Source organism: Clostridium sp. LBM24168 (assembly GCF_052953915.1).
This window is the reverse complement of sequence record NZ_CP196861.1, coordinates 2,610,964-2,625,385: the sequence shown is the minus strand read 5'-3', so window position 1 is coordinate 2,625,385 and position 14,422 is coordinate 2,610,964. Positions and strand designations below refer to the sequence as shown.

Sequence of the window (14,422 nt, the reverse complement as noted above, 5' to 3'; positions counted from 1 at the left end):
CATGCTCCTTTTATAATTTGATTTTATAGTTTTAGATGTTTTTTGTATAATTAGATTTTTTAGTGTTATAATTTTTAGTGTTATAATTATTGAATATATACATAAAAGTAATAGTAGAGTGTTATTTATAAAGAGGTGGAATAACTTGAACAAAAAGAAAAAATGGATAGTTTGTACTATACTTATTGTTGTAGTGACAAATATTGCAACTATGTTTGGTACATATAATTTTTGGAATATGAAACGTGGTAATATCATAAACAAATTTGAAAAAATATTTGAAGTAAGAGATACATTGTATAAATACTATGATGGCAAAATAAGTGATGATGTTCTTTTAGAGGGTGCATTGAAGGGTATGACATCATCATTAAATGATCCATATACTGTATTTATGAATAAGAAGGAATTCGAGGAATTTAATACTGAAACTGAAGGAAATTATAGCGGTATAGGAGTTCAGGTTACTTCAAATAATAACAAGATTGAAATAACCAAGGTATTTGAAGGAACACCTTCTGAGAAAGCTGGACTCAGACAAAATGATATAATAGAGAAAGTAAATGGAACTGCAGTAAGTGGGAATGAACTCGATAAAGCAGTTTCTATAATGCGTGGTCAGGTTGGAACAGAGATTAAACTTACTATTTCTAGAAAGGATAAGGGGACTTTTGAAACAAAAGTAAAGCGAGCTAAGGTAAATATGGTAACTGTAACTGGAGAAATGCTAGATAAAAATATTGGATATATTCAAGTATCAATGTTTGATGAAAATACATCTAAAAACTTTCAACAACAGTTGTCTAAATTAAAAAATAGTGGTATGAAATCCTTAATTGTGGATTTGAGGGATAATCCAGGTGGATTGCTTGATCAGTGTGTAAACATGGTTTCAAATTTTGTTCCAGATGGAAAAGTAATTGTTTCTACAATTGACAAATATGGAAATAAAAAAGAATATAAGTCAAAAGGTGGCAATTTTTACAATTTACCCATAACTGTATTGACAAATGGAAATACTGCAAGTGCATCAGAAATATTTTCAGGTGCTATAAGAGACTATAAAGTAGGAACCCTTGTAGGAGAGAAAACTTTTGGTAAAGGTGTAGTTCAAACCATGTTCGATACTGGAAACGGAACTGCCTTAAAGGTTACTATATCTAAGTACTATACTCCAAATGGTGAAAATATACACAAGAAGGGTATAAATCCAGATGTAAAAGTAGTATATCCTAGTAACCTTAAAGGTAAGCCTTACGATAGAGATAAAGATCCACAATTTAAAAAGGCAATTGATGTTGCTGAAAGTAAAGTTAAATAAAAGATAAAATAATTCATTTTTGACCCAAAACGGATATATTATTATAATATATTTGAGATTTAAATTAGACAGACATAATTCTGTCTAATTTAGTTTATGTATAGATGAGGAGAGAGGGGTATTGACTTTTAATGAATATAGTAATATATACTTTGAAGTCTATAGCATATGCACTTACGGAACCATATTTATTAGTGCTGTTGGCTATTATGGCTTTTGTATTGTATAAAAAAAATATTCAAACTGCTGTTATGCAGAAAATGATAATTGGAGAAAGAATTAATTCACCATTTGAGTTAACTATATCCCAAATTGTAATAGGAATTTTTGCAGGTACTGTGGCAAGTGTTATGATGTCCTGCTTAGGAATAGCTTTTGAACAAAGCTCTGCTGTAGAATTGGTATTTTTAACATCCATAGTGTTTATGTTTTTTAATCCCAGATTTATATGCTTTTCTTATTCTGGAGCTGTGATCGGACTTTTAAGTATTTTGCTTGGTATAGCATCTTCATATTTTAAAATTCCTGGATTAAATTTTTTGAATATAGATGTAGTGTCACTTATGGGTATGGTTGCAATACTTCATTTTATAGAAGGTCTTCTTGTTATGATTGATGGAAAAACTGGAAGCATACCTGTGTTTACGAGTAAAGACGGAGAAATAATTGGAGGTTTTGCACTTCAAAGATATTGGATAATACCTGTAGCTATATTTTTTATACTTCAAAGTAAATCTCTTGTATCTTCTTCCTGGCAATTGTCAACACCGCCATCCTGGTGGCCAATTTTAAGAAATCCTGCAACAAGGGACATTTTAAAAAATGCAGTATTGATGCTTATGCCATTCTATGCAGTGGTTGGATACAGTACTGTGACTTTTACTAAAGATACAAGAGAAAAATCTTTTATGTCAGGTATAATTATTATGATTTATAGTATTGTTATATTTGGACTGGCACAGCTTGCAGCTTTAAATCTATTTTTTAAAATATTTGTCTTAATAGCAGCACCTATTGCCCATGAGGGTATTATATTTTTGCAGAGATATATTGAAACTGTAGGAAAACCAAAATACATAAGCAGTAATGAAGGTATCATGGTACTGGCTGTTGCACCGAATTCACCAGCCAATGAAATGGGTATAAAAAGTGGAGACCTTTTAGTTGAGATAAATGATAACAAAATTGAAAATGAAGAGACGATAGGTGAAATAATAAAGGAATGTTCAAATTTTATATGGCTTAAAGTTAAAAGAGTCACGGGAAATTTTGAGCAGTTAAGTTATAATAAGATGAATGAGAACAAGAGATTAGGAATAGTTTTTGTGCCAAGAAATGTTCCGAAGGACAGCATAGTAGTAAAACTAAACAAAAATAAATTTTCAGATGTATTGAATAAAATAAAAAATAATGACAAGGATGATTAGAAAATGGGAATTTTCAAAATACATTCTAAATTTAAACCTAAGGGAGATCAACCTCAGGCCATAGATAGTATATCAAAGGGAATTTTAGAGGGTGATAAATTTCAAACCCTTTTAGGTGTTACTGGTTCCGGTAAAACTTTTACAATGGCAAATATAATAGAAAAAATTCAAAAACCCACACTTGTGCTTGCACATAATAAAACACTGGCAGCACAACTTTGCTCTGAATTCAAGGAATTTTTCCCCGAAAATAGTGTAGAATATTTTGTTTCTTATTATGATTATTATCAACCAGAGGCTTATGTCCCACAAACAGATACTTATATTGAAAAAGATGCATCCATAAATGATGAAATAGATAAACTTAGACATTCTGCTACTTCAGCTCTTTTGGAGAGAAAGGATGTAATTGTAGTTGCTTCAGTATCCTGTATATATGGACTTGGAAATCCAGAAGAGTATAAAAAATTGACTGTATCTCTTAGACCAGGTATGATAAGGGACAGAGATAAAATTATTAGAAAATTGGTAGAAATACAGTATGAGAGAAATGACATTAATTTTGTAAGGGGAACTTTTAGGGTACAGGGAGATACTTTAGATATATTTCCAGCAGCGTCTACAAACCATGCTATAAGAGTTGAATTCTTTGGGGATGAGATCGATAGAATAAAAGAATTTGATGCTTTGACAGGAGATACTGTAGGTATTAGAAATCATGTTTCAATATTTCCTGCATCACATTTTGCTACTTCAAAAGAAAAACTTGAAGCAGCCATAGAGAAGATAGAGCAAGAATTAGAAGAGAGATTGAATGAACTAACTGCCCATGATAAACTTCTTGAAGCTCAGAGAATCAAGCAGAGAACCAATTTTGACATAGAGATGATGAGGGAAGTAGGATATTGCAGTGGCATTGAAAATTATTCGAGAATATTGGATGGAAGAGTAAAGGGAAGTCCACCACAAACACTTATCGACTATTTTCCAAAAGATTTTTTAATGTTCATAGATGAAAGTCATGTTACACTTCCACAGGTAAAAGCTATGTATGCAGGTGATAGATCTAGAAAGCAGTCTCTTGTAGATTATGGATTTAGATTAGAATCGGCTTTTGATAACAGACCTTTAAAATTCGAGGAATTTGAGGAAAAAATAAATCAAGTTGTATTTGTAAGTGCTACTCCCGGGAATTATGAAAAAGAACATTCACAGAATATTGCAGAACAGATATTGAGGCCAACAGGTCTGTTAGATCCAGAAATTATAGTAAAACCAATAAAGGGTCAGATAGATGATCTGTTTGCTTCAATAAATGAAACTGTCAAGAAGGGATATAGGGTTCTTGTAACTACACTTACAAAAAAGATGGCGGAAGATCTAACGGATTATTTCAAGGATATAAATATAAGGGCCAGATATATGCATTCCAGTGTGGTTACAATAGAGAGAATGAAAATAATCAGGGATCTTAGAAAAGGTGAATTTGATGTACTTATTGGAATCAATCTTTTACGTGAAGGACTTGATATACCGGAAGTTGCCTTAGTTGCAATATTGGATGCTGATAAGGAAGGATTTTTAAGATCTGAGAGATCTCTTATACAGACAATTGGAAGAGCGGCTAGGAATTCAGAAAGTAAAGTTATAATGTATGCTGATACAATTACTGATTCTATGAATAGAGCTATTACAGAAACAAATAGAAGAAGAAAAATACAGATGGAGTACAACAAAAAGCATGGAATAATTCCAAAGACCATAAATAAAGGAATAAGAGAAGTTATAGAAGCAACTACCGTATTAGAGGAAAAAGAAGAATACAACAGCTTGAACGAGGCAATAACGGGCAATAACAAAAATATAGATAAACTGATAGAAGAAAATTCAAAACAAATGAAACAAGCTGCCAGGGAACTTAGATTTGAAGAGGCTGCTAGGCTTAGAGATATTATATTAAAGCTAAAGAAGGAAAAGAAGCGATAATTACTAAGGAGTTATAAATATGAAAAACAGCATAATTATAAAAGGTGCTAAGGTTCACAATTTAAAAAATATAGATTTAGAAATACCCAGGGAAAAACTTATAGTATTTACAGGACTTTCAGGATCGGGAAAATCTTCTCTTGCATTTGATACATTATATGCAGAGGGACAAAGAAGATATGTTGAATCATTATCTGCTTATGCAAGACAATTTCTAGGTCAAATGAACAAGCCAGATGTAGATTATATTGAAGGTTTATCTCCTGCAATATCAATAGATCAGAAGACAACCAGCAAAAATCCACGTTCTACAGTAGGTACTATTACTGAAATATATGATTATCTAAGACTTCTGTATGCTAGAATAGGTGTACCTCACTGTCCAAAGTGTGGAAGAAAAATAAGCCAACAGACAGTAGATCAGATGGTTGATAGGGTACTTTCCATGCCAGACGGGGCCAGGATACAGATACTTGCACCGATTGTAAATGGGCGTAAAGGTCAGCATGTAAAGATAATTGAAAGCATAAAGAAGAATGGTTATGTTAGGGCTAGAATTGATGGTGAAATTCTAGCCCTGGAGGAAGAAATAACTTTGGATAAGAACAAAAAGCATACTATAGAAGTGGTAGTTGACAGGTTAATTGTAAAAAAGGATATTGAAGGAAGACTAGCAGATTCTATAGAAACTTCTCTTAAATTATCAGATGGAATAGTAATTGTGAATGTTGTGGATGGCAAAGATATGCTCTTTAGTGAAAAGTTCGCATGTGTCCATTGTGGTATAAGCATAGGAGAGATTACTCCGAGAACATTCTCCTTTAATTCCCCATTTGGCAAATGTGATACTTGTGATGGACTTGGTACACTTTTAGAAATAGATGACAAGCTAGTGATACCAGATAGAAGTAAAAGTATAATGCAGGGAGCTGTATTACCCTGGGGAAGTGGAAGCCTGAAAGAGGATTCATGGACATTTAGTATATTAAGAGCTTTGTCAAATAAATATAAGTTTGATTTGAATACGCCTGTAGGAAAACTGAGTGATAAAGTTTTGAACATCCTTCTATATGGAATGCAGGGTGACAAGATAAAAGTTAAGTATGAAAAAGAAGGAAGATTGATGGAATTCAACCATTCCTTCGAGGGAATAGTGAACAATCTTAAAAGAAGATATCTTGAAACTAACTCAGATTATATAAAGAGTGAAATAGAAAATTACATGAGCAATAATCCATGTCCTAAATGTAAAGGCGCAAGACTCAAGCCGGAGGTCCTTGCTGTTACAATAGGGGAAAAAAACATAGATGAATTATGTAGAATGCCTATAAAAGATGAACTTGAGTTCTTTGAAAATCTGGAGCTTTCCAAAAGGGATAGTATAATAAGTAATCAGGTACTTAAAGAAATAAAGGGAAGACTTAAATTTTTAGTAGATGTAGGGCTTGACTATTTAACCTTATCCAGAAGCTCGGGCACTCTCTCAGGCGGTGAGTCACAGAGGATAAGACTTGCCACACAGATAGGTTCGAGTTTGGTGGGAGTACTTTATATATTAGATGAGCCAAGTATAGGATTGCACCAGAGAGATAATGACAGGCTCATAAAAACCTTGAAACATCTTAGAGATATAGGTAATACTGTGATTGTAGTAGAACATGATGAAGACACCATGAAGGCCGCAGATTATATAGTTGATATAGGACCGGGAGCAGGTGAACACGGTGGAAAAGTGGTTGGATTGGGGACAATGGCCGATATAATGAAAAGTGAAGAATCAATAACAGGACAGTATTTGAGCGGAAAGAAAAGAATAGAAGTACCTGCATCCAGAAGAACTGGAAGTGGCAATTATATATATATAAAAGGTGCAGGAGAAAATAATCTAAAGAATATAAATGTAGATATACCACTTGGAGTTTTTAATTGTGTTACGGGAGTGTCTGGTTCAGGGAAAAGTACTCTTGTAAATGAAGTACTGTATAAAGGGTTAAATAAAAAGATAAATGGTTCTAAAGATATGCCTGGCAAGCATAAAAATATATTTGGAGTGGAAAATATAGATAAAATCATAGATATAAATCAAAGTCCAATAGGAAGGACTCCCAGGTCGAATCCTGCTACATATACAGGTGTATTTGACATAATAAGAGAGGTATTTTCAAATACTCCTGAAGCTAAAATGAGAGGGTATAAACCTGGAAGATTCAGTTTTAATGTAAAAGGTGGAAGATGTGAAGCTTGCAGAGGTGATGGAATAATAAAAATTGAAATGCAGTTTTTATCTGATGTATATGTTCCATGCGAGGTATGTAAGGGAAAAAGATATAATAGAGAAACCCTTCAAGTAAAGTATAAGGGAAAAAATATAGATGATATTTTGAATATGACAGTAGAAAAGGCACTGGATTTTTTTAAAAATATACCTAGAATACACAGCAAGCTTCAGACATTGTCAGATGTTGGGCTCGGGTATATTAAATTGGGGCAGCCGTCAACACAATTGTCTGGAGGAGAGGCCCAGAGAATCAAATTGGCCTATGAGCTTTCCAAAAGAAGTACTGGTAAAACGCTTTATATACTTGATGAACCAACTACAGGGCTCCATACAGATGATGTAAAAAGACTTATAGATATACTCCAGAGAATTGTGGATACAGGTAATACAGTTGTTGTTATAGAGCATAATCTAGATGTTATAAAATGTGCAGATTATATAATAGATCTTGGACCGGAAGGCGGCGAAAGAGGTGGAAGAGTACTGTGTACAGGTACACCGGAGGAAGTAGCTCAAAATAGAGATTCCTATACGGGACAATATCTAAAAAAAATGTTATAATCTACATAAAGACTGGCATAAGTAGGCTCATAGTGCTAGTCTTTTCATCTTTAGGGGAGGATATTTAAAATGGATCTGAGTAAATTGAGTTTGGTTTTTAAGATTGTAATTATAGGGATAGTGTATATTATAATATTTTGGTCATTAGGAATAATGTATAAAGATATAAAAAATGGCGGAAGAAGATCAAAAATATCCAATAAAAGATCTTTTGGACTTGAGGTAGTAATGCCTGGAGATAATTCAAATCTTCGAAAGGGTGCAGTTATTCCTATAAGAAGGGAAATAACCATAGGCAGAAAAAATGACAATATATTAAAGCTTGAAGATCCATATGCTTCGTCTCACCATGCAAGATTATATATAAAAAATGGCAAGGACTGTGTCATAGAAGATCTGGGAAGTACTAATGGAACACTCCTGAATGGCAAAAAATTAAATGGACGCCAATATTTGAACTCGGGGGACGAGATAAAAATTGGCAATACTTCTTTTAAGGTTATATAATATATAAATCCTTGATAATTAAATAATTAATAGGTGGTGGATGCATTGGATACTACTAGAGGCGAGAAAAAATTACTTAAGTATACATATTTATTGTGTTTAGTTTGCTTTTTTAATCTAGCTGTAATAAAACAGCCCTTTGATAAGGGTGCAATGATAATGGCGGTAGTTACATGCCTGCTTATAGGTTATTCCTACTTTGTAATAAGAAAATTTTTTTCAGATGGCGATAAATATATATTCATATTTGCCAGTATTTTGGCTGTTATAGGAATGATGATGCTGTACAGGATGAATATGGCGGTTTCAATTAAGCAAATCATATGGTTTGCAGTAGGAGTTACAGGATTTATATTAATTGTAGTTTTAATGCCAGATACTGCAAGCTTTAGTAGGTATAAATATATATATCTTGTACTTACATTGATATTTATGGGGATGGGAACATTTCATGGTATTGAAATAAATGGTTCCAAGAACTGGGTAAGTATAGCAGGATTTCAATTTCAGCCTTCTGAGTTTGGTAAATTAACTTTAGTAGCCTATCTGGCATCGGATTTGAAAGACTACAAGAATTTTAAAAATCTTATAATACCTGGAATGGTTGTAATGATATGTCTTGGATTTATGGTAGTTCAGAAGGATCTTGGTTCCGCACTCATATTTTTTGGAATATCAATAACTATGCTTTATATAGCTACGTCTAAGTTTAAGTATGTAATAGTTTGCTTTGTGCTGGCGGCAGCTGGTGCTGTTGTTAGTTATCATATGTTTGGTCATGTAAGAACAAGGGTTATGATATGGAAAAATCCCTGGCCCTATGCCAATGATCAAAGTTATCAGATAGTTCAATCTATGTTTTCAATAGCATCAGGTGGACTTACAGGTTCGGGACTTGGCTTGGGACATCCTGAATATGTTCCTATAAATACTACTGATTTTATATTTGCCACATTGTGTGAGGAACTTGGTATATTGATGGGATTTGCAATTATAATACTGTATTTTTTGCTTTTTTACAGGTGTATGAGGGCGGCAGTTTACTGTAATGATGAATTTTCCAGGCTTTTAGCGGTAGGATATAGTGCAATGATTGCGTCACAGGTACTGGTTATAGTTGGAGGAGTTATGAATGCCATTCCACTTACAGGTGTAACTTTGCCCCTTGTAAGTTATGGGGGAAGTTCTATGCTAATAACATTTTTTTCTTTGGGTATAATCCAGAAGATATCAGAAGAGGGTAGGTAGCATGAATAACATACTAAATAATATAAAAAAGGTAATGCTTGTATTTTTGCTGTGTTTTATAGGGCTGATTTCATATATGACATATTTTGAAATGCTTGTAGGTCCAAATATAGTAAACAGCAGTTATAATAGGAGAATGTGGATTAAGAGAAATGAGGTACTTAGAGGTACTATATATGATAGAAATGGTAATCCGCTTACTAAAAGTGAACCAATAAATTCGGAAACTCAAAAAAGAGAATATACTGGAGGAGAGATATTTTCCCATGTACTAGGATATGTGGATGAAAAATATGGAATAACCGGACTGGAAAGAAAATATGATGATGAGCTTATGGCAACGGATGTTAAGGACAATTTGGAAAGTCTTATCAAGAATAAAGGAAAATCAGTGAAAAAAGTTGGTAATGGAGTAAAAACAACACTTGATACGACTACACAGAAAAAGGCTTATGATCTTTTAGGAGAAAACAGAGGGTCTGTAGTTGCATTGAACCCAAAAACAGGAGCTGTAATAGCTATGGTATCAAAGCCATCCTTTGATCCAAACAATTTAAAAGACAATTGGGCTGATATAAATAAAAACTCAAGTAGACCATTGTTGAATAGAGCGACTGCAGGATTATATCCTCCAGGTTCTACTTTTAAAACCGTAACAGCTATAAGTGCTCTTGAAAATATAAGCGGAGTGAGAAGCAAGACTATTAATGATACGGGATCTGTACAGATAGGCTCTGATTATGTATTGCATAATTATAATGGCGAAGTCCTGGGAAGCATAGATTTTGAAGAGGCTTATGCTCACTCAAGTAATGTGTATTTTGGAACACTTGGGATGGAACTTGGAAATGACAAGTTGAAAAAAACTGCGGAGGAATTTTACTTCAATAAAAGTATTCCAACAGATGGTATACCAGTGGAGCCGAGCCATTTTCCATCATTGAAACCTTATGAAAGGGGCAGTATAGCTCAAAGTGCCATAGGGCAAAGCAGTGATCTTGCAAGTCCACTTCAAATGGCAGTCTTAGTAAGTACTATTGCCAATGGAGGAGTTATGATGAAACCGCATCTTGTGAGTTCAGTGATTACAAGCAAAGGCAATTTAGTAAAGACGATATTACCTGAATCTGCGGGACAAATTATTTCCCCTGATATTGCAAATACAATGAAGAGTATGATGAAATCTGTTGTAGATTATGGTACGGGAACAGGGGCTTCCATAAATGGCATAGAGGTATCAGGGAAAACAGGTACTGCAGACAATCAGGTTATGGGTGCTAATTCTCCTCCACATTCATGGTTTATAGGTTTTGCACCCTATGAAGATCCTCAGATAGCAATTGCAGTAATTGTAGAAAATGGGGGGCAAGGTGGATTGATAGCTGCTTCCATAGCATCCCAGGTAATAGCTTCTTCTCTTGGAAAGTGATAGAAAAAATATAATTAATTGTGTAATTTCCCGGGGAATTTTATTGCAAAAAGTAATATTGTGATTAATTTAATGTTATAATATAGTAACTGTTATAGATATTATTACTTTTATTATGAGAAGGAGATAAAATGAAGGGTAAAACTCATGCAGGAATGGGTATACTTACTTTTTTATCCATCTATCAATTAATACCAGGAGGATTTAGTTATTTTGGAATGATAGTAGTTGCGTTTTCATCTGTACTTCCAGATATAGATCATCCGAAGAGTATAATTAATAAATATGTTCTTCCGTTTAAAAATAAAATGACGAAAGTTACACTGTATATATGTTTGGGTATAATATTACTATGGTATGACTATCTGTATTCCGATGAACCAATAGTAAGAGCGGCAGGTGTGGTTTCTATTATAATAGCCGTATCTTCACATAGAAGCGGACTTACGCATAGCCTTATGGGAATGTCTATGTTTTCGTTTATAGCAGGGTATATTGGGAATATGTATGATATAAGATATCTGATTTATTATTTCATGATAGGTTACGGTATGCATCTTATTTGTGATATGTTTACAAATAGAGGGGTACCTTTATTTTATCCTTTCAGTAAAAAGAAAGTCAAGTTTCCGCTTACATATAGTACTAATTCTAAGATTGGTTCTGCTATAGAGCAGCTTCTTATGATAGGTGGACTTCTTTTTACTATCTATAAAATACCTGTTATATTTTATAGATAGCAGGTATATTTAGAGGTGATGGAAATGTTTGATTTCGATTATCAATTAAGTGTACTGCCGGATAAACCCGGGGTATATATTATGAAAGACTCCCTGGGAGGAGTTATATATGTTGGAAAAGCCAAGGTTATTAAAAATAGAGTTAGACAGTATTTTCAGAATTCAAGAAATCATTCTAACAAAGTGAGAGTGATGGTTAAAAATATAGCTGAATTTGAATATATAGTTACCGACTCTGAGATAGAAGCTCTTATTCTGGAATGCAATTTAATAAAAAAATATAGACCCAAATACAATATATTGCTGAAAGATGATAAACATTACCCATTTATAAAGATAACTGTAAACGAAGACTTCCCTAGAGTTGTAATTACCAGAAGAATAAAAAAAGATGGATGCAAGTATTTTGGACCATTCCCGAATGCGTCTTTTGTATATGAAACTATAGAACTTATAAAAAAAATATTTCCAGTAAGAACCTGCAGAATGAAAATAATAGATGGAAAAACAACTTTAAGGCCATGCTTAAATTATTTTATAGATCTCTGCAAGGCACCATGTGCTGCACATATAACCAAGTATGAATATAAAAAAATAGTTAATGAGATTATAGATTTGCTGTCTGGAAAGGATAAAGATATAATAAAAAAATTGAAGCTTGATATGGAGACTGCTTCGGGAAATATGGAGTTTGAGAAGGCCGCAAATTTGAGAGATAAAATATTTGCAATTCAAAAGGTAACTGAAAAACAGAAAATAATAACTGGAAATTTTGAAGATGAAGATTTTATAAATATATCTTTTGATGATAGGGACAGTTGTGTCCAGATATTCTTTTTAAGAGATGGAAAAATAGTTGGCAGAGAACACTATATTATAGAAAATACTACAGGTATGATCAAAGATGAAATAATCGCAAATTTTATAAAGGAATTCTATGGGGGAACTGCCCACATAGCTAAAAATATATATGTCCCCTGTACAGAAGATATTAAGCTTTTGACGGAGTGGCTCAGTATGAAAAAAAATTCAAAAGTTAATATTAAAATTCCACAAAAAGGAGATAAGAAATCTACATTGGATCTGGTTGAAAAAAATTCCAGAACAATGCTTAAAAATTTCAAGATGAAATTTATTCATGATAGTCAGGGGAACAAGGAAGTATTGGCTGAACTTACTGATTTACTTGGACTTGAGGATATTCCACATAGAATAGAGGCCTATGATATATCCAATATTCAGGGGGTTGATTCTGTTGGTAGTATGGTGGTATTTGAAGATGGACTGGCAAAACACAGTGATTATAGAAGGTTCAAAATAGATACAGTCAAAGGAGCAAATGACTATGATAGTCTAGCAGAAATATTGACAAGAAGATTCAGACATGGATTGGATGAAATAGAGAGAATACAGAAAAAAAATTTAAAGTTGAGTGCAGGAAAATTTTGTGTGTTTCCAGATTTAATTCTTATGGATGGGGGAAAGGGACAGATAAATACAGCGCTTAAAGTACTTGAAAATTTTGGAATAGATATACCTGTTTGCGGTATGGTAAAAGATAATAGTCACAGAACAAGGGGAATCATATATAATAATATAGAACTTATGGTAGATACCCATTCGAATTTGATGAGATTTATCACCAGAATACAGGATGAAGTACATAGGTTTGCTATAACATATCATAGGAGTCTAAGGAATAAGAAAGTACTGCATTCGATATTAGATGACATACCGAATGTCGGTAATAAGAGGAGAAAGGCACTCCTAAAAGAGTTTGGAAGTATAGAAAATATAAGGATGGCAACTTTTGACAGACTTGTAGAGACACCTTTTATTGATAAAAGGACGGCAGAAAGTATTATAGATTATTTTAAAAATGAAGCAGATTAAAGGAGAATGCAACCATGAATAAGTTTATAGATTTTGCTGTTAATTTGAAAAGTATACTGGATGAGAAAGATATAAAACTAGATGAACCCATGAAAGATCATACTTCTTTTAGAGTTGGAGGACCCGCAGATATTCTAATAACTCCAAAAAATTCTGAGCAGGTGTTAACTGTTTTAAAAATATGTAATGATAAAAGTGTTCCATATTACATAATGGGAAAGGGTTCTAATTTACTAGTTAAAGATGGAGGAATTCGTGGGGTTGTAATCAAGCTAACAGAATTAAACAGCATAGAAGTACAGAATCAAAAGCTTATAGTTGGCAGTGGCACATCTCTTAAAGATGTCTCTCAGGCAGCTCTGGACAATAATTTGACTGGTTTTGAATTTGCCTGCGGTATCCCTGGAAGTGTGGGAGGGGCTGTTGCCATGAATGCGGGAGCTTATAATGGAGAAGTATCCAATATAATAGATAGTGTGATTGTGATAGACAATTATGTAAAAATAAGAAGTCTTAATCTAAAACAACTTGAGCTAGGTTATAGGATGAGTTCCATATTAAAATATGGATATACGGTTCTAAAAGTTGTTTTTAAACTTGAAAAAGGAGATCACGATAAAATTTATGATAGAATTGAAAATTTAAACAGGAGAAGAAAAGAAAAACAGCCACTTGAATATCCTTCGGCAGGAAGTACATTTAAAAGACCTGAAGGATATTTTGCAGCGAAGTTAATAGAAGACAGTGGACTAAAAGGAAAAAGTGTTGGAGGAGCACAGGTTTCTGAAAAACATTCAGGTTTTATAATAAACAAAGGAAATGCCACTTCAAAGGATATATTGGATTTGATAAAGATCGTGCAAATGACTGTAAAGGAAAAATTCAATGTAGATCTTTATACCGAGGTTAGAATTATAGGCGAGGATTAGCGGTAAGAAGGGAATCTAATCAATATATAGTTTAGATTCTCTATTTTTTATAAAAATTTTTATGAATAAATATAATATGATATAATTAATAAGACAGTATTTA

The 14,422-nt window shown here is 33.1% G+C and carries 10 protein-coding genes; all 10 read left to right on the top strand.

What is annotated here, in order from left to right; genetic code table 11:
* The first annotated feature begins 145 nt into the window (after positions 1–145).
* The 10 genes from ACSVC9_RS13015 (at position 146) to murB (ending at position 14,319) form a co-directional block, all read left to right on the top strand.
* Positions 146–1,321, top strand: a complete 1,176-nt coding sequence (locus ACSVC9_RS13015; RefSeq protein ID WP_446897885.1) for a S41 family peptidase — start codon at positions 146–148, stop codon at positions 1,319–1,321.
* Positions 1,322–1,452: 131 nt separating this feature from the next.
* A complete protein-coding gene (locus tag ACSVC9_RS13010; protein WP_446897884.1) occupies positions 1,453–2,748 on the top strand; it encodes a PDZ domain-containing protein in 1,296 nt (431 codons plus the stop codon).
* 3 nt (positions 2,749–2,751) lie between these two features.
* Positions 2,752–4,734, top strand: a complete 1,983-nt coding sequence (gene uvrB, locus ACSVC9_RS13005) for an excinuclease ABC subunit UvrB (protein ID WP_446897883.1) — start codon at positions 2,752–2,754, stop codon at positions 4,732–4,734.
* Between the two features lie 19 nt (positions 4,735–4,753).
* Positions 4,754–7,573 (top strand): excinuclease ABC subunit UvrA, encoded by a 2,820-nt coding sequence (gene uvrA / locus ACSVC9_RS13000; protein ID WP_446897882.1) that lies wholly within the window; start codon positions 4,754–4,756, stop codon positions 7,571–7,573.
* A gap of 69 nt (positions 7,574–7,642) precedes the next feature.
* Positions 7,643–8,080, top strand: a complete 438-nt coding sequence (locus tag ACSVC9_RS12995; RefSeq protein WP_446897881.1) for an FHA domain-containing protein — start codon at positions 7,643–7,645, stop codon at positions 8,078–8,080.
* A gap of 45 nt (positions 8,081–8,125) precedes the next feature.
* Positions 8,126–9,328 (top strand): FtsW/RodA/SpoVE family cell cycle protein, encoded by a 1,203-nt coding sequence (locus ACSVC9_RS12990; protein ID WP_446897880.1) that lies wholly within the window; start codon positions 8,126–8,128, stop codon positions 9,326–9,328.
* 1 nt (position 9,329) lies between these two features.
* A complete protein-coding gene (locus ACSVC9_RS12985) occupies positions 9,330–10,757 on the top strand; it encodes a peptidoglycan D,D-transpeptidase FtsI family protein (RefSeq protein ID WP_446897879.1) in 1,428 nt (475 codons plus the stop codon).
* 131 nt (positions 10,758–10,888) lie between these two features.
* Positions 10,889–11,497, top strand: coding sequence for a metal-dependent hydrolase (locus ACSVC9_RS12980; protein WP_446897878.1), 609 nt, complete (start codon positions 10,889–10,891; stop codon positions 11,495–11,497).
* 24 nt (positions 11,498–11,521) lie between these two features.
* Positions 11,522–13,390: an excinuclease ABC subunit UvrC gene (gene uvrC, locus ACSVC9_RS12975; RefSeq protein ID WP_446897877.1), complete on the top strand. Its 1,869-nt coding sequence runs from the start codon at positions 11,522–11,524 to the stop codon at positions 13,388–13,390.
* 14 nt (positions 13,391–13,404) lie between these two features.
* Positions 13,405–14,319, top strand: a complete 915-nt coding sequence (gene murB / locus ACSVC9_RS12970; RefSeq protein WP_446897876.1) for a UDP-N-acetylmuramate dehydrogenase — start codon at positions 13,405–13,407, stop codon at positions 14,317–14,319.
* Positions 14,320–14,422 lie beyond the last annotated feature (103 nt).